Raw genomic sequence first — 17883 nt, forward strand, 5'->3', positions numbered from 1 at the left:
TTAACTATTTTATCGTCATGATCAATTTTGAAAATAGCGACATCAGTAATATTGTGATTCATCATGTAGGCAATAAATTCGAAGGCGGTGGGCTCACTTTGTCCGACGGTTGTTTCCTACCCGAAGATCCCGATGTGGTAAATTTATTGAAAAGTTATTTCTTGTCCGCCTTCAAGAAGGATGCTTATTACAACTTTTTGCCCTATGAAGAAGAGTTGATGAATAACCCGGTCTATGCGTCGGTTTCCCAGATCTTCGACAATGAGTCTGAATTTTATCAGCAATCTGTCCAAATAGCCGAACATCTGTTCGAACAATCCAACAACCCGAATATCAAACCCGGAGAATTGTATATCGTTCATTTTCGAAATTGTAATGTTGAAGAAGGTGTCTGTGATGCTGTCGGCATTTTCAAATCAGAAACCAAAGACACTTTTCTGAAAATAGTGATGAATCAGAATACTTATCAACTGGTGGGAGAATCGGGGATCAATATCAAAAAACTGGACAAGGCTTGTATCGTCTTCAATGTCAACCGGGACAATGGATACAAAGTTTGTATCCTGGATAAAACGAATACCAAAGAGGCGATCTACTGGACAACCGATTTCCTAGGACTGGAACCGGCTGAGGCCAGTTATTTCCAGACCTCTAATTATCTGAACCTGTGTAAGGATTTTGTAAAAGATATTTACAATCAGGAGAATGATGTACCACGGGCAGACCAAATAGACATGCTCAACCGATCGATTAATTTCTTTAAGGATGCGGACGTCTTTTCGGAAGAACGTTTCAAACAAGAAGTCGTACAAGAACCCGAAGTAATCAATGCTTTCGAGAACTTCAAATGCCAGTACGAAACGGATAATAATGTCGAACTCACCGACCAGTTCGCCATATCGGATTTTGCTGTGAAGGATGAGAAAAAATATTTTAAACATGTCCTTAAATTAGACAAGAATTTTCACGTCTATATTCACGGAGAAAAAAAATATATCCGCAAAGGTTACGATCCTGACCGAGATATGAATTATTACGTACTCTATTTTCGGAATGAAGAGTAAAAAATGAAAAATGTCAACGGATGAAAAAGACAGGAATAATCGTCGGCTTGATTGTTTTACTCGGCTTGGGAGGTATTGCAGGAGGTTATTATTACTTTGTGCAGCGTCCTAACATCACTGTCGGCGATGATGGGATTATTTTCATTCAGCCGGGAGATTCCTTTGAAACGGTCATGACAACACTGATCAGTAGCGGATATGTAAAAAACGAATACACCCTTCGCAAGCTTGCAGAACTGAAAAAATATCCTTCTGCAGTAAAAACCGGCCGGTATCGCCTGGTCGACAAGATGAACAATAATCAATTGATCAATATGTTACGTGCCGGTCGTCAGGAACCGGTTCACCTGACTTTTAACAATATCCGTACTTTAGAGGACTTTGCTGCGATTTTATCCCGTCAGTTGGGTATCGATTCGACCGAATTTCTGCAATTGGCCCGTAACGCCGAATATGTAAAGAAATTAGGTTTTACGCCGGAAAATTTCATCGGTATGTTTATCCCTAACACCTACCAGGTGTATTGGCATACGCCGGTTGAAGATTTTATTCAGCGGATGTATAAAGAATACCGGAAATTCTGGACAGAAGAGCGGCTAGTGAAAGCCCGGAAAGCCGACCTCTCTCCTATGGATATTCTGATATTGGCCTCGATTGTAGAAGAAGAGACCAATATTGCCGACGAATACCCTGTCATCGCAGGGGTTTACATCAATCGCTTGAATAAAGGCTGGAAGTTAGAAGCTTGTCCGACCCTGAAATTTGCCTGGGGAGATTTCTCCATCAGACGGGTGCTGGATAAACATATGGAAATAGACTCTCCTTACAATACCTATAAAAATACAGGCCTTCCTCCCGGACCGGTACGTATGCCCTCTATCCGGGTAATCGATGCGGTATTGAATTATCAGCACCACGATTATATGTTTTTCTGTGCCAAAAGTGATTTTTCCGGTAGTCACTATTTTTCCCGTACCCTGCGGGAACACAACCGGCATGCCAACGAATATCACCGTGCCCTGAATATAAAAAGAATTTATTAAAAGAGGCAGTTATATACATATTTACCATCGGTCGCCTCAGTGATCCTAAAAAAAGTACCCGCAGGGAACATCGATTTTATAAACTTTACGGACTTTATAAACTTTATAACTCAAAAGCCCCCTGTTTGTTTGGCAGTTTCAGTTGAAAATACTACCTTTGCGGCCGATAAATTATTTTTATACTAATAATCAAATCATTATGTTGAATCATTACGAGACCGTTTTCATTACAACTCCCGTTTTATCTGAACAACAGATAAAGGAAGCGGTAGAAAAATTCAAGAATACCATCACCGATAATGGTGGTACGATTGAACATGAGGAAGCTTGGGGACTTCGCAAGCTGGCTTATCCGATCCAGAAAAAGACGACCGGATTCTATCATTTGTTACAGTTTGAAGCAGAAGGTGCACTGGTTGACAAACTGGAAACCGCTTACAGACGTGACGAGAGAGTTATTCGTTTTTTAACGTTTAGATTAGACAAGTATGCTTATGAGTATACTTTAAAAAGAAGAAGTAAATACGCAGCTAAACAAGAGGAGAAATAAGCTATGGCACAGAACGAAAGTGAAATCAGATATCTGACCCCCCCAACGGTGGATGTTAAAAAGAAAAAATACTGCCGTTTCAGAAAAGCAAGAATCAAATTCATCGATTACAAAGATCCTGAATTTTTAAAGAAATTTTTGAACGAACAAGGTAAAATCCTTCCCAGAAGAATTACCGGTACTTCTGTGAAATTCCAGAGAAAAGTTGCAACTGCTGTAAAAAGAGCAAGACACCTTGCTTTGTTGCCCTACGTAACCGATTTGATGAAATAATTAAAAGGAGGACACGAAATGCAGATTATATTATTGACAGATATCGCAAATCTGGGACATAAAGACGACGTGATCAACGTAAAACCCGGATATGGCCGTAACTACCTGATTCCTCAGGGATATGCCATTTTAGCTACCGAAGCTGCAAAGAAAATCGTTGCAGAAAATACCAAACAACGGGCACATAAGGAAGCTAAATTGAAAGCAGAAGCTGAAGAATTGGCTGCAAAACTGGCTGAATTGAAACTGACTGTAGGTGCTAAAACCAGCAGTACCGGTAAGATTTTCGGTTCCGTAAACAATATCATGATTTCAGAAGCTTTATTGGCTCAGGGATTCGATATCGACCGGAAGAAAATCATGCTGAAAGAAATTAAAGAAGTAGGAACTTATACCGCTGTCATCAAACTTCATCGTGAAGTGAAAGTCGATGTTCAGTTCGAAGTAGTTTCTGAATAATTAACCAAAGTCATAAACGGACTATAAACGTATTTCCAAACATATTCCAAACGCTTAAAAGCACCCTTCGCCGGGTGCTTTTATTTTTCGCAACATTTTCATTATCTTTGTATGCTAAATGTGAAAGATAATATGAATAAACCATATATTGATTTGAAGGGTGTACGGGTGCACAATCTGAAAAATATCGATCTGAAAATCGAACTCAATAAACTGATTGTCATCACGGGAGTATCAGGTAGCGGCAAATCTTCTTTGGCTTTCGACACGCTATATGCCGAAGGTCAGCGCCGGTATGTCGAGAGTCTGTCGTCGTATGCCCGGCAGTTTCTGGGACGTCTGAATAAACCGGAATGTGATTATATCAAAGGAATTCCCCCTGCCGTTGCAATCGAACAGAAGGTAAATACTTCTAATCCACGCTCGACGGTAGGTACTTCTACAGAAATATACGATTATATCAAATTATTATACGCCCGGGCAGGACAAACCATATCCCCGATATCGGGACGGGAAGTAAAAAGAGATCATACTGACGACATTACCCGGTATATTCTGGAAGACCACCTCGGCAAAACTGTTATTATCCTGGCACGTCCTGAACATTTGCAGGATGTGGAAACTTTAAAATTGTTGTTGAGCCAGGGATTTACCCGTATAAAATCAGGAAAAGCATATCACCGGATCGACGATATCCTCGCTGAAAATAAAGTTCTTTCGAGCCCATCCGATCTATATCTCGTCATCGACCGGATCAACATCACCCAGGAAAAAGATACCGTTTCCCGGGTTTCCGAATCGGTAGAAACGGCCCTGTATGAAGGAAAAGGAGAATGTTTTATAGAGATCGACGGGGAAATTCGCTCCTTTTCCAATCGTTTCGAAGCAGACGGTATGAGCTTTGTCGTGCCTACAGTCAATACCTTTAGTTTCAACTCTCCCTTGGGAGCCTGTCCGAAATGTGAAGGATATGGGAAAATTCTGGGTATAGACGAAGACTTGGTCGTTCCGAATAAATCGCTCAGTATCTACGAAGAAGCTGTGCTGTGTTGGAGAGGGGAAAAAATGGGCGAATGGAAAAACGAATTGGTGAAACATGCACACAAAGTTAATTTCCCGATTCATACTCCCTATTATGAATTGACAGAAGCGGAAAAGAATATCCTATGGAACGGATGTCCGTACTTTGGAGGAATTTACGATTTCTTCAATTATTTGGAATCCAAAAAATACAAAATTCAAAACCGGGTGATGATTGCCAGGTATACAGGAAAGACCAAGTGCCCAGAATGCCATGGTACTCGCTTAAAACCCGAAGCTTCATACGTGAAGATCGGCGGTAAATCGGTGCCCGAACTGGTTGAAATGCCGGTATCCGATCTGAAAGTATTCTTCGATACCCTTTCTTTGACTCCGGCTCAAAACAAAGTGGCAGAAAGGATCCTTCCCGATATTAAGAACCGACTTGAATTTTTACTTGAAGTAGGTTTGGGTTATCTCACTCTGAACCGGCTTTCTTCTTCACTTTCAGGTGGAGAATCCCAGCGGATCAATTTAGCTACTTCCCTGGGTTCGGCTTTGGTCGGTTCGCTCTATATCCTGGATGAACCTAGTATCGGATTACATTCCCGGGATACCGAACAATTGATCAAAGTATTGAAAAAACTAAGGGATTTGGGAAATACCGTCATCGTCGTCGAGCATGACGAAGACATCATTAAAGCAGCCGATCAGGTGATCGACATCGGCCCTCAGGCTGGACGCCTGGGGGGTGAAGTTGTATTTCAGGGCGATATGAAAGCACTGAAAACTGCCGGTACGTTAACCGCCGATTATATTTTCGGGAAGCGTAAAATCGAAGTTCCTGCCCGGAGACGTCCCTGGAAACAAAAAATAACAATCAGCGGAGCAACCGAGAATAACCTGAAAAATATCACTGTCGATATTCCTTTGAAAATCATGACTGCGATTACCGGAGTCAGCGGTTCAGGTAAAAGTACTTTGATAAAAACGATTCTGGTACCTGCCTTAAAGAAATTATATGGAGATTATTCCGATCGCACAGGTAGTTTCGATAAACTCACCGGAGATTTGAAAGCCATTACCGGAGTCGAATTTATCGACCAAAATCCGATAGGAAAATCTACACGCTCCAATCCGGTTACCTATTTAAAGGCTTGGGACGATATCCGTAAAATTTTCTCAGATACACAAGCTGCTAAGGTACAGGGGTTTAAACCGGCACATTTTTCTTTCAACGTACCCGGTGGGCGTTGTGAAGAATGTCAGGGAGAAGGAATTATTAAAGTGGAAATGCAATTTATGGCGGATGTATTTCTGGAGTGTGAACACTGCAAAGGCAGACGCTTTAAAGACGAGGTACTGGAGATCAGTTATAAGGGTAAAAATATTTATGATATTCTGGAAATGACCGTAAATCAGGCCCTGGAATTTTTTTCTGCGGGGAATGGTCATAGCGAACGTAGTATTGTAGATAAGTTACAAAAATTGGTAGACGTTGGATTAGGTTATGTGAAGCTGGGCCAGTCTTCCAGTACTCTCAGCGGTGGTGAAAGCCAACGGGTCAAACTGGCTTATCATTTAAGCCGGGAAAATGCCGATCCTACCCTTTTTGTTTTCGATGAACCGACGACAGGTCTGCATTTCCACGACATTCATAAATTGATGAGTTCGTTGAATGCTTTGATCGAACGGGGACATTCCGTATTGATCATCGAACACAATATGGATGTTATCAAATGTGCCGACTATGTTATCGACCTCGGACCTGAGGGAGGAAAAGAAGGTGGACGTATCGTTTGTACCGGTACACCGGAACAAGTGGTAAAATGTCCGGAATCCTATACAGGGCACTATCTGAAAGAAAAATTGCAATAAATAATAAATCAGTGATCACCAGATCTCATTAAACAGCATGAAGAAAATACTAGATTTTACTGTTAAAGAAAACCGCCGGCTCAATGCAGACAATTTTTTATTGGTATTGCATTCCATAGAGTTACCGGAGATCCAGGCAGGACAATTCGTCAATGTCAGAGTAGACCATTCCCCTTCTACTTTTTTACGCCGGCCGATATCCGTGCATGATGTGGATAAGAAACAAGGCCTGCTTTATCTTTTAGTAAAAATTGCAGGTAAAGGGACCGAAAAATTGTCCACGCTTAAGCCCGGTGAACAGTTGAATATTATACTTCCATTGGGAAATTGCTTCTCTCAACCCGAACAAGGACGATGTTTACTGGTTGGTGGCGGTGTCGGTATCGCTCCCCTTTTGCATTTATCCAAAGAACTCTCCGATAAAGGGCTACACCCGGTGGTTCTGATCGGAACCCGGACAGTGAAAGATATTATCTTAAAAGAAGAGTATGAAAAGTATGCAACGGTATACTATACAACCGAAGACGGTTCTTATGGAGAAAAGGGATATCCCACTCAGCATACCATTCTAACTGAACAATTCGACCATATCTTTTGTTGTGGCCCCGAACCGATGATGAAAGCAGTTGCCAGGTATGCTTATTCTAAACATATCGATTGTGAAGTTTCTCTGGAGAATACGATGGCTTGTGGAATCGGAGCTTGCCTTTGCTGTGTAAACGACACCAAAGAAGGTCATAAATGTGTATGTACAGACGGTCCGGTATTTAATATAAATGATTTAAAATGGCAGATTTAAATATAAACCTCAATGGCTTAGAGCTAAAAAATCCTGTATTGACAGCATCAGGAACATTTGGTTATGGTTTAGAATTCCAAGATTTCATTCAACTCGATAAGTTGGGTGGATTTATAGTAAAAGGTACTACCCTAAAACACCGCGAAGGGAATTCCTATCCCCGTATGGCTGAAACCCCGTCCGGTATGTTGAATGCAGTCGGCTTGCAAAATAAAGGGGTCGATTATTTCATCGAACGTATTTATCCGGAAATAAAGGATATCGAAACGAATATTCTGGTAAATGTTTCCGGGTCTACCATCACTGATTATGCGGAGACTGCAGAAAAAATCAACGCCTTGGATCACATCCCTGCCATCGAATTGAATATTTCCTGTCCCAATGTAAAGGAAGGTGGAATGGCTTTCGGTACCAGTTGTGCTTCTGCTGCCGAAGTCGTAAAAGCAGTCAGACGGGTATACAAAAAGCATTTGATGGTAAAATTATCCCCCAATGTGACTAATATACAGGAAATAGCTTTGGCTGTAGAAAGTGAAGGAGCCGATTCGGTTTCTCTGATCAATACTCTGCTGGGAATGGCTATTGACGCCAAAAAACGCAAACCCGTTTTAAGTACGATTACCGGGGGATTGAGCGGAGCTTGTGTAAAACCGATCGCTCTACGTATGGTTTGGCAAGTCGCTAAAGCAGTAAAGATTCCGGTTGTCGGCCTTGGAGGAATCATGTGTGCGACCGATGCTATCGAATTTTTATTGGCAGGCGCTTCTGCTGTTCAAATCGGAACCGCTAATTTTATCGATCCGGCGATCACCGTAAAAATAATCGAAGGTATAAACAATTATCTGGATGAAAATGGTTGTAAGTCTGTCAAAGAAATTATCGGACTGATATAAATACTTCAAATCAGAAATGAGGCTGTCTGAATGCTATATGAAGATAACCTCATTTCTCATAATCTTCGAAGCTGCCGTCTTCAAAAAATAAGATAATCCGTTTGACCTTCTTTCCTTTGGCTGTAGGTATCGAAGCGACGGAAACGGCCGGTCGTAAAATCTCTTCTGCTTTTGTATTTTTTTCTTCGATAGGAAAGCGTTTTTCTTCTTCTTCAAATAAATTTTTCTGAACAGGTATTTTTTCAACCTCTTTAGCCGGAGTGGAAATACGGTTATTGTATAGAGAGCCTTTACCGGAAATCAACCAATTTAAGTTTACGTCCGGAAAAGCTTGTGCAATTTTGTCCAATACATCGAATCCGGGTTTACTTCGCCCGTTCAGAATATGTGACATCGCCGAAGCATTGACCTTGATCATTGCAGCAAAACGAGTTGCTGTCAGATTTTTTTCTTCCAAAAGCTGCTTAAATCTCTCTTGCATCTTGTAAAATATTGCATTACAAATGTAATATATATTCTGCAACTATCAAAATTACATTTGTAATATGATATACATTACAAATGTAATAATACAATCAATCCATGATTTATCGGTATGGTTAAATCCTTAAAATCAGTAATTTAGTGAGCAGTTAAAAGGTTATTCGATACTAAGTTTCTGTAAATTAACAATTTGAATATATATTCCTAAGGTTGTATTTCTGTTTTTTATATGAAGTGAAATATGAAATGATACAACATAAATAACTGGATATTAAACAAATACATAAATATAAATACCTTCAAATTGCCTTATTTATCGCTTTAACAACTGAAGTTTGCCCTAGGTAATTAAAGTAATTTATTCAAAATAGGATATATAATACTGATAATCATTATTATATATCTTAAAATATAAAAAATGTAAAATATTCCAAATCCCCTGAGTTAAGATTGTAATTCACTTCTGTTGTTTTGGAATTTGATTACATTTGTAATACAAGAACCTTTAATTCCTGTAAAATCCCCATATATTACAATTGTAATGTATAACATTTCTATTCTTTTATTAGAAAATAGCACTACTCGATGACAACCGCTGCTAGAATTTTAATTTTTCTTATTATATTTGGTGAAATTTAAAATCTGGATTATGACGATCAAGGAAAAACTTTCAGCTTTAAGAGCCATTATGGAACGCGAATCACTGGATGCATATATTATATCCGGAACCGATCCGCACAATAGTGAATATTTACCGGCAGCCTGGAAACAAAGACAATGGATTTCCGGTTTCACAGGATCTTTCGGTACGGTTGTCGTCTTGAAAAATGAAGCCGGACTTTGGACAGATACCCGTTATTTTATACAGGCGGAAAAACAACTGAAGGATTCGGGAATACAGATGCATAAATTGAGAGTGCCGGAAGCGGTCGATTATCCGGAATGGCTGGCAACCAACTTACCGGAAGGAAGTCGGGTCGGTTTGGATAGTTTCTGTATTTCTGTCTGTGACATGAAAAATCTGCAAGAGACCCTAACCCCCAAACAGATTACTGTTGTAGAAAAAACAGATCTATTAGGAGAGATATGGCTGGATCGTCCTTCCTTACCCGATGCCCAACTCTTTTTAGTACCTACCGCTACTGCCGGAAAATCGGCTAATGAAAAGATAACCATGATCCGGGAAAAGTTACAAGCTGCACATGCAGATTATATGCTTTTCAGTTGCCTGGATGAAATCGCCTGGTTATATAATGTAAGATGCAACGATATCATTTACAATCCTGTTGCCATCAGTTATGCAGTTGTCGGTAAAGCCAAAGCCTGGTTGTTTATAAAAAATACCAAAGTCTCTCGCGAAATCGCAAGTCAATTAAGTCAGGAAGGTATAGAAATCCGGGATTATCATCATTTGTTTTTATTCCTGGAAGAACTAGACAAAAATTCGGTGTTTACCGTGGATTCGGCCACCTTAAATTATGCTGTCTATCATAAACTCTTTACAGAATTTCAGGTAAAAGAACAAGAGTCACCTATTGTTTTGGCAAAAGCCATCAAAAATCCGATAGAAGTTGAAGGGTTCAGAAAAGCTTGTATAAAAGACAGTGTAGCCCTGACGAAATTCTTTTATTGGGTGGAACGTAATATCGGCAACCATTTGACGGAAATCTCTGTTTCCGAACAACTTTCGGCTTTCAGAGCCCAAAATGACGGATATGCAGAAGATAGTTTTGCCAACATTTCAGCTTATGGTGCCAATGCAGCACTGCCTCACTATTCGGCTATTCCGGGAGAAGATGCAGAACTGCAGCCACGTGGATTTTATCTGATCGATTCCGGGGGCCAATATACACATGGTACGACCGATATTACACGGACAGTTCCACTTGGAGAACTAACTCGCTTGGAAAAAGAAGATTACACCACCGTATTAAAAGGAATGATTGCACTGAGCAGATGCATTTTTCCGAAAGGTACCAAAGGTTGTAATATAGACGCTATCGCTCGTCAGCCTCTTTGGCAAACTTGCCGGAACTATGGACATGGTACGGGGCATGGGATCGGCTTTTTCTTAAATGTACATGAAGGTCCTCAGGCTATCCGCCAGGAATTGAAAAACCAGGATGTGGTTCCCGGTATGGTAACCTCCGACGAACCTGGTCTGTATCGGGAAGGTTCGCACGGTATTCGGCATGAAAATATGATTTTATGTATCCCGGTCAGTAAAAATGAATTCGGGGAATGGTATGGATTTGAGACATTAACACTCTGCTACTTCGATACTTCAGCTCTATTACTTGATTTGTTAAGTGAAGATGAAAAAAAATGGCTGAACGACTATCACAAAACAGTCTATGAAAAAACTGCACCTTATCTGACTCCCGAGGAAGCTCAATGGCTGGCTGAAAAGACCAAACCGGTACTATGATCCGGCTTCTATTCTACTCATATTTACCAATGTTCATAATGGAATTGTGAACATTGGTAAATCATTTCATTTTTTCTGATTTTCTTTTTATCAGGGACGCAACCTTTTTAAATTTCTTACATCTCTATAACAGATATTGATGTGTAATTTGGACCGAATAATAGATAAATGCAAACAGGGTGACAGACAGGCAGCAGAGAAAATCTATCAGATATTTTCTGCAAAAATGTTTGCATTATGTCTCCGTTTTTCCAAAGACCGGGCAGATGCCGAAGATACGTTGCAGGATGGATTTATCAAAATTTTCACTTCTATCGGGCAATATACCGGAAAAGGTTCATTTGAGGGATGGATGAAACGGATCATGATCAATACGGCAATGGAGAAATTCAGGAAAAATTCCCCATTGCAAATTGTAGAGGAGTTACCTGAAATCGAAGATAACGAGGACATAGACGAAGAGGTCAGCATTCCGGAAGAAGTGTTGGCTGATTTTGTAAATCAACTTCCGGAACGGTACAAAATGGTTTTCAACCTCTATGTGATCGAAGAAATGTCCCATAAGGATATCGCAGCCTTACTCGGTATTAACGAGGGTACGTCGAAATCCAATCTGGCCAGAGCCAGGGAAATATTAAAAAGAAAAGTGAAGGAATATTTAGACCATGAACAATAATTTAGATCATCTTTTTAAAAAGGCCCTTCAGGATAAAAGTTGTGAGCCTCCTCCCTATATCTGGGGAAATATAGAACGACAGCTGAACAAAAACAAACACAAAGTGGCGTTGTGGTGGTGGCGTACTGCAGCTGCAGCAGCAGTGGTCGCCGCTTTTATCGGAATTTGGTTGTTCTATTCCGTCGAATCACCCGAAATAGAAGTTGCCGGTATTACCGGTACAGAAATATTAAAAACAAAAGATTCCACGAATTTGCCGGCTACCTTCTCCGATTCTATACAAGAAGAAAAGACCGTTCAATATGTAACGAAGGAGACGGTGACGGAAGTACCGGTTTTGATAGCACAAAACAAGAGGACTGAATTAGAACCGATTCAAATGCATCGAGCCGGTGAAGCCGGATTTATCGAGCAGACAGCACCGGACTATGCAATTTCTACCCGGAAGCTTCAACGCAATTTTATTCCTTTAACCAGTAAAGAAGCCTATCAAAATCAAAAAGAATATCAGAAATTACTGAATACGCCCACTTCCTTGACAACGGATGAAAAAAGAAAAATCAAAGTGATGGTCAGCGGCCACTTTGTTCCGGCCTATTCATCCGGTAGTTATTCCTCTTCGTTAAAAAATTCCAGGGGAGTGAGTTATTCCAGTAACCAGATGGACGGCTTGATGAATGTCGGAGGTGGATTAAAATTATCTGTCTCTGCCAATAAAAGATTTTCCGTACAAACAGGATTATTCTATTCCCGTATGGGACAGAAAACTTCCGGAGCAGGCTCGGGAGTCCGGGCGATGATGCTCCCTTCGCTCCAACATAGTGACCGGATGATCGCCACTCCGTTGGGAAATATTAAAACCCATACCCAAGGTGTCGCCTACCGTAGTCCGGAAGCTATTTTGCTCAGTAGTTTGAACAGTAGCAGCAGTGAAACCATCGAACAAACTTTCGGTACGCTCGAAATTCCTCTTCATGTGCGGTATTTACTGAATAATAATAAAGTATTGTTTGCCGTATCGGGAGGAGTAAGCGGCAATTTTATCGTAAATAACAAGGTATTCTTAAGGAATGGAAGAGACAAAGAATATATCGGAAGTACAGAAGATATCCGTAATTTCAATATAAGTACGGATATCGGATTGGGGATGGAATATCCGGTCACGTCTAACATCAGAATTATGATCGAGCCGGGCTTCAAATATTTTCTGCAATCTTTAAGTCGGAATGACGACATCGATTTCAAACCTTATTTATTCACCTTCTCTACAGGTATCGGTATCCGGTTTTAATATTGAGGCCGTTTTAAAATTTCACTGCTGATAATAGCCTGCCGGATGTCGAACTGTACGTGTTCTTCCTCTTCATTTTCTTCGGCCGGTAATTCATCCCTGTCGTCAATCATGACTTTCGGATCTCTGTAATAATCAGCAACGATTTCCTGTATAACCGGTCCATCTGAAACATCTTTATTTTCAGTTATTGTATACTCTTCTACATTGGGCAGAATCTCTTCTTCTTCCCCGATCTGACCGGGTTGTTCAAAAACAGGCGGGACTTGGGTTTTCTTTGCATTATTACTTTTTATCCAACCGATAAGTCCAGCCCCTATGACCAATATCAGGGAAATCCAATCGAATTCTGCTGTAGAGATATTCATATTTATTATATTTGTGTCGCAAATTTCTTATTCATGAAATCAAAAATAGTATTTTTTTTATTAGTTTCCATCACTTTGGGAATAAATATCGGTTGCGGGGATAAATTCAACGAAAAACTCAGGGATAAACACCTCATTCCTTATGTCCCGGTATATACACAGATTAATTTAGGAATAGGAGGCGAAAGTAATCTTCAGGTTCCCGGCCAGCCTATTTACCTGACCAGTTCCCAGCCGGACGCCAAATCATTGGGATATAATGGCCAAGGAATCGTCGTCATCCGTTTGAACGATACCGAATATGCTTGCTGGGATGCCACCTGTACCAACTGCCAGGAACTGACTTCCCATTTTACGAAAGAAGATTTGGACGGAGAACTGGCTGTTTGTCCGGTTTGTCACACTCAATTTTCACTTCGTTACGGAACCCCTTTCAATCTGACTTATGAAATTTACCCCTTGAAAGGATATCCCATTTCAAAAGTAGGTAATAAACTCATTGTCAATTATTAAAACACAGCGAATAGGTGTATCCATAAAAAAAATGCACTATCTGCGATTTTATATAAAAATAATCTTCTTTTTTTTTACCTTTGCAACGAAATACGATTTGTATAAAATGAATAAAATCCGATAGCTCGGATGATAACTAAAAAAATATAATCCGGATGAAGAGAGCATTAATTAGTGTATTTGATAAGACAGGTATTGTTGAGTTCGCTAAATCACTGGATTCTATGGGCTGGGAGATCATTTCAACCGGCGGGACCTCTAAAAAACTGAAAGAAGAAGGCATTAAAGTTCAGGATATTTCAGATCTGACTAAGTTCCCCGAATGTTTTGACGGCAGAGTGAAGACCCTGCATCCCAATGTAGAAGGTGGTATTCTGGCGATCCGTGACAACGAAAAGCATCGGAAACAGATGGCAGAACTGGGAGTAGAACCGATCGATATTGTGGTTTGTAACCTTTACCCTTTTAAACAAACCATTCTGAAAGAAGGGGTATCCCATGCAGAAATCATTGAAAATATAGATATCGGCGGGCCCACTATGATCCGGGCCGCTGCTAAAAACTACAAATTCGTTACGGTCATCACCGATCCCGAAGACTATCGACTGGTAATCGATGAGTTGAAAAACAACGGAGATACGACAGCCGAAACCAAAGAAATGCTGGCAGCGAAAGTATTTATCCACACCGCCCACTACGATGCTCTGATTGCAGGATATTTTTCCGAACGTCTGAATATCAAATACCCGAAAACACTGACTCTCACCTACGAGAAAAAGCAAGATCTTCGGTACGGCGAAAATCCCCATCAAAGTGCTGCTTTTTATGCTTCTGTACTAGGGACGCAAGGCACACTTACCGGAGCTGTCCAATTGCATGGTAAAGAGCTTTCTTACAACAATATCGGAGATACCGACGGAGCACTCGAAACCTTAAAAGAATTCGACGAACCGACTATAGTTGCAGCCAAACACGCTAATCCATGTGGGGTCGGGAGTGCAGAAACATTGGTAGAAGCCTATCGGAGAGCCTATGAAGCCGATCCGGTTTCTATCTTCGGTGGAATCGTGGCGGCAAACCGGGAAATAGATGCAGCCACGGCAACCGAAATGGCCAAGATTTTCCTGGAAGTGATCGTAGCTCCTTCTTTCTCTAAAGAGGCATTGGAAATATTGACTAAAAAGAAAAATTTACGTTTATTACAACTCGACCATATCGATCAGAAAAACCGGAAAGCCAGCAAAGCGAAAACAGTGCTTGGCGGCTTATTGATTCAGGATTCGGATACCCAGCTACTTCATGAATCGGAATTGAAAGTCGTCACAAAACGGCAACCGACCGAAGCTGAAATGAGAGATCTGCTCTTCGCCTGGAAAGTAGTGAAACATACCAAATCGAACGGTATCGCTATCGCTAAAGATTTGTGTACAACGGGTGTCGGCCCGGGACAGGTCAGCCGGATTTGGGCCTTAGAAAACGCTATCCGTCAGGGAAGCGATCGTATTGCGGGAAGTGTGATGGCATCGGATGCCTTTTTCCCTTTCTCCGATTGTGTAGAAGCTGCTCACCAAGCAGGTATTACAGCTATCATACAGCCTGGAGGATCGGTCAGAGACCAGGAGTCTATCGATGCTGCGAACAAATACGGTATCGCTATGATTTTCACCGGCATGAGACATTTTAAACATTAAACAATCCATTGAGGTTGACGCTCATAAATTATTAACGTTCATTTAAAATGGGATTATTTTCATTTCTAACACAAGATATAGCTGTCGATTTAGGAACAGCGAATACGATTATTATCTGTAACGATAAAATGGTGGTAAACGAACCCTCCATTGTCGCTATCGACCGGAAGACCGAAAAGGTTATCGCTATTGGAGAAAAAGCCCGGCAGATGCAGGGAAAGACACATGATAACATCAAAACCATCCGGCCTTTACGGGATGGGGTTATTGCCGACTTTAACGCTGCCGAACAAATGTTGCGCGGTATGATTAAAATGGCAAGTGTAAATAGTAAGTTCTTCTCTCCCTCTTTGCGGATCGTCGTTTGTATCCCGTCGGGAAGTACGGAAGTTGAAGTCCGGGCTGTCCGCGACTCTTCAGAACATGCAGGAGGAAGAGATGTATATATGATTTATGAGCCGATGGCGGCTGCTTTGGGGATCGGCTTGGATGTAGAAGCTCCCGAAGGAAATATGATCGTAGATATAGGTGGTGGTACAACCGAAATTGCCGTTATTTCTTTAGGTGGTATAGTTAGCAACAAATCTATCCGGATTGCCGGTGACGATTTGACCGACGACATTCAGGAGTATATGCGTCATCAGCACAATATTCGGATCGGGGAAAGAACTGCCGAGCAAATCAAAATACATGTAGGTTCTGCGCTGTCCGAACTGGATGAACCGCCTGCCGATTTTATCGTACAGGGACCGAATCAGATGACTTCGTTACCTGTCGAAGTACCGGTATCTTATCAGGAGATCGCTCACTGTCTGGAGAAATCTATATCGAAAATTGAAATCGCTATTCTAGGAGCTTTGGAACAAACTCCCCCTGAACTATATGCAGATATCGTCAATAAAGGAATTTATTTGGCAGGAGGTGGTGCTTTATTGAGAGGTTTGGACAAACGTTTGACCGATAAGCTCAATATCCCTTTCCATATTGCAGAAGATCCGTTGAGAGCTGTTGCCCGGGGAACAGGTATTGCTTTAAAGAATGTCGATAAGTTCTCTTTCCTGATCAGGTAAACCCATTAGGCTGTGAAAGAAATTATAAAACTGATATTAAAATATCATTTTACTATAATTTTTATTTTGTTGGAAGTCCTCTCCTTTTCTCTGATAGTTTTACACAATAACTATCAGAGAACTGTGTTTTCAGGCTATACAGCATCATTTTTCGGAACCATATCTTCCGTGGTTACCCGGGTAGACGATTATTTCTATCTGAAAGTAACCAACGAAAAATTAGTTGCAGAGAATACCGAATTGAGAAATGAGATTGAAAAACTGAAACTTCTCAATCGGATCAGTAATGCGGATACATTATGGGCCCCTACCGATTCTGCCGATGTCGATTATGTATACAAAACAGCTGAAATGATCAATTCCAGTTTTAACAAGACTAAAAATTATATTGTTATCGACAAAGGCGCAACTGAGGGGATCCAACCCGAAATGGCCGTTTGTTCGAGTGAAGGAGTGGTCGGTATTATCGAGAAAGTAAGCAATCGTTATGCGCGGGTATTACCCTTGATCAATACCAATCTTCGGATCTCAGCGAAAATCAAAAAAAACGGTTACTACGGTTCACTTCAATGGGACGGAGACGATTATCGGTATTCTTATCTGAACGACATACCCTTTCATGTAGATACAGAAGTGGGCGATACGATTGTGACTTCAGGATTTTCCAGTATTTTCCCGGAAGGTGAGATGATCGGCTTCGTAGAATCGGTAAATAAGGAAACGGCTAATTTTCTGACGATAAAAGTAAAACTTGCAACTGATTTTAAACGCATCTCGGATGTATACATTATCGCTAATACCAGAAAAGAAGAACAACAGGCTTTAGGGAGGGAAAATCATGAGTAATATCAAATTTGTTATACATCTCTTCGTGTTGCTATTACTCCAATTGACCATATTGGATAATATTCAGCTTCACTCCTACGTCTATATCAACATTTATATTCTGGCCATATACATTCTGCCTTACCGTTTACGTAATGCAACGATTTTGTTTTTCGGTTTCTTTTTAGGTTTATTTGTCGATCTGGCCAACCACACCATGGGTATTCATGCTGCGGCAACGACTTTATTGGCCTATATTCGTCCCCGTTTGTTGATGCTGACTTCAAACCGGGAACAGATCGACGATATTCAGGGAAAACAGAAAATCAGTGATTTCGGTTGGTTTTTCAAATATGTCTTTATCAGTACTGCGATTTTCAACACCGTGCTGATCCTTTGTGAAACGTTCAGTGTCCACAATTTCGTGATCACCGGCCTGCGTATTTTATTCAGCACTTTAGCTTCTACTTTTTTCATCTTGCTATATTATTTTATAGCTTTGAAGAAAAAACAGAACCAATAGAATTGAATTCGAGCATATTGAATTTTCAAATTCCCG

18 protein-coding genes are annotated in these 17883 nt (G+C 40.8%); 16 read left to right on the top strand and 2 right to left on the bottom strand.

The window, feature by feature from the left end:
* The first annotated feature begins 17 nt into the window (after positions 1 to 17).
* From WS42_RS00140 to WS42_RS00175, 8 genes are all read left to right on the top strand, one after another.
* Complete coding sequence (locus tag WS42_RS00140; RefSeq protein ID WP_013611033.1) at positions 18 to 1064, top strand: nucleoid-associated protein; 1047 nt, start codon at positions 18 to 20, stop codon at positions 1062 to 1064.
* A gap of 20 nt (positions 1065 to 1084) precedes the next feature.
* The gene (gene mltG, locus WS42_RS00145) at positions 1085 to 2107 is read left to right on the top strand and encodes an endolytic transglycosylase MltG (protein ID WP_022160898.1); all 1023 of its coding nucleotides are present in this window, start codon (positions 1085 to 1087) and stop codon (positions 2105 to 2107) included.
* 199 nt (positions 2108 to 2306) lie between these two features.
* Positions 2307 to 2657, top strand: coding sequence for a 30S ribosomal protein S6 (gene rpsF / locus WS42_RS00150; protein ID WP_013611035.1), 351 nt, complete (start codon positions 2307 to 2309; stop codon positions 2655 to 2657).
* 3 nt (positions 2658 to 2660) lie between these two features.
* On the top strand, positions 2661 to 2930 hold the full coding sequence (gene rpsR / locus WS42_RS00155) for a 30S ribosomal protein S18 (protein ID WP_013611036.1): 270 nt from the start codon (positions 2661 to 2663) through the stop codon (positions 2928 to 2930).
* 18 nt (positions 2931 to 2948) lie between these two features.
* Complete coding sequence (rplI, locus tag WS42_RS00160) at positions 2949 to 3389, top strand: 50S ribosomal protein L9 (protein ID WP_013611037.1); 441 nt, start codon at positions 2949 to 2951, stop codon at positions 3387 to 3389.
* Between the two features lie 132 nt (positions 3390 to 3521).
* On the top strand, positions 3522 to 6287 hold the full coding sequence (gene uvrA, locus WS42_RS00165; RefSeq protein WP_022160899.1) for an excinuclease ABC subunit UvrA: 2766 nt from the start codon (positions 3522 to 3524) through the stop codon (positions 6285 to 6287).
* 37 nt (positions 6288 to 6324) lie between these two features.
* Complete coding sequence (locus WS42_RS00170) at positions 6325 to 7086, top strand: dihydroorotate dehydrogenase electron transfer subunit (protein ID WP_013611039.1); 762 nt, start codon at positions 6325 to 6327, stop codon at positions 7084 to 7086.
* Entirely contained in the window at positions 7074 to 7979 is a 906-nt protein-coding gene (locus WS42_RS00175; RefSeq protein WP_046450610.1) for a dihydroorotate dehydrogenase, read from the top strand. Before WS42_RS00170 ends, WS42_RS00175 begins: the two co-directional genes overlap by 13 nt.
* A gap of 49 nt (positions 7980 to 8028) precedes the next feature.
* Here the strand turns inward: WS42_RS00175 and WS42_RS00180 are convergent, their stop codons facing one another.
* Positions 8029 to 8460: a helix-turn-helix domain-containing protein gene (locus tag WS42_RS00180; RefSeq protein ID WP_041556351.1), complete on the bottom strand. Its 432-nt coding sequence runs from the start codon at positions 8458 to 8460 to the stop codon at positions 8029 to 8031.
* A 651-nt stretch (positions 8461 to 9111) separates the two neighbouring features.
* Between WS42_RS00180 and WS42_RS00185 the strand changes: the two genes are divergently transcribed.
* From WS42_RS00185 to WS42_RS00195, 3 genes are all read left to right on the top strand, one after another.
* A complete protein-coding gene (locus tag WS42_RS00185; RefSeq protein WP_022160900.1) occupies positions 9112 to 10890 on the top strand; it encodes an aminopeptidase P family protein in 1779 nt (592 codons plus the stop codon).
* A 139-nt stretch (positions 10891 to 11029) separates the two neighbouring features.
* The gene (locus WS42_RS00190) at positions 11030 to 11566 is read left to right on the top strand and encodes an RNA polymerase sigma factor (protein WP_022160901.1); all 537 of its coding nucleotides are present in this window, start codon (positions 11030 to 11032) and stop codon (positions 11564 to 11566) included.
* Entirely contained in the window at positions 11556 to 12857 is a 1302-nt protein-coding gene (locus tag WS42_RS00195; RefSeq protein ID WP_046450611.1) for an outer membrane beta-barrel protein, read from the top strand. The genes WS42_RS00190 and WS42_RS00195 overlap by 11 nt, the downstream gene beginning before the upstream one ends.
* On the opposite strand, the gene WS42_RS00200 is transcribed toward WS42_RS00195, so the two are convergent.
* Positions 12854 to 13225, bottom strand: a complete 372-nt coding sequence (locus tag WS42_RS00200) for a hypothetical protein (protein ID WP_013611045.1) — start codon at positions 13223 to 13225, stop codon at positions 12854 to 12856. The genes WS42_RS00195 and WS42_RS00200 overlap by 4 nt on opposite strands.
* A 33-nt stretch (positions 13226 to 13258) precedes the next feature.
* Between WS42_RS00200 and WS42_RS00205 the strand changes: the two genes are divergently transcribed.
* The 5 genes from WS42_RS00205 (at position 13259) to WS42_RS00225 (ending at position 17847) form a co-directional block, all read left to right on the top strand.
* On the top strand, positions 13259 to 13738 hold the full coding sequence (locus tag WS42_RS00205; protein WP_013611046.1) for a Rieske (2Fe-2S) protein: 480 nt from the start codon (positions 13259 to 13261) through the stop codon (positions 13736 to 13738).
* A gap of 155 nt (positions 13739 to 13893) precedes the next feature.
* Positions 13894 to 15429 carry a bifunctional phosphoribosylaminoimidazolecarboxamide formyltransferase/IMP cyclohydrolase gene (gene purH / locus WS42_RS00210; RefSeq protein WP_046450612.1) on the top strand — a complete coding sequence of 512 codons (1536 nt, stop codon included), beginning with the start codon at positions 13894 to 13896 and terminating at the stop codon, positions 15427 to 15429.
* A gap of 47 nt (positions 15430 to 15476) precedes the next feature.
* Positions 15477 to 16499 carry a rod shape-determining protein gene (locus WS42_RS00215; protein ID WP_013611048.1) on the top strand — a complete coding sequence of 341 codons (1023 nt, stop codon included), beginning with the start codon at positions 15477 to 15479 and terminating at the stop codon, positions 16497 to 16499.
* A 12-nt stretch (positions 16500 to 16511) separates the two neighbouring features.
* On the top strand, positions 16512 to 17345 hold the full coding sequence (gene mreC, locus WS42_RS00220) for a rod shape-determining protein MreC (protein WP_022160905.1): 834 nt from the start codon (positions 16512 to 16514) through the stop codon (positions 17343 to 17345).
* Positions 17338 to 17847: a hypothetical protein gene (locus tag WS42_RS00225; protein WP_013611050.1), complete on the top strand. Its 510-nt coding sequence runs from the start codon at positions 17338 to 17340 to the stop codon at positions 17845 to 17847. Before mreC ends, WS42_RS00225 begins: the two co-directional genes overlap by 8 nt.
* The last annotated feature ends 36 nt before the right edge of the window (positions 17848 to 17883 follow it).

The organism is Odoribacter sp. N54.MGS-14 (assembly GCF_000980295.1).
GTDB lineage: Bacteria > Bacteroidota > Bacteroidia > Bacteroidales > Marinifilaceae > Odoribacter > Odoribacter splanchnicus.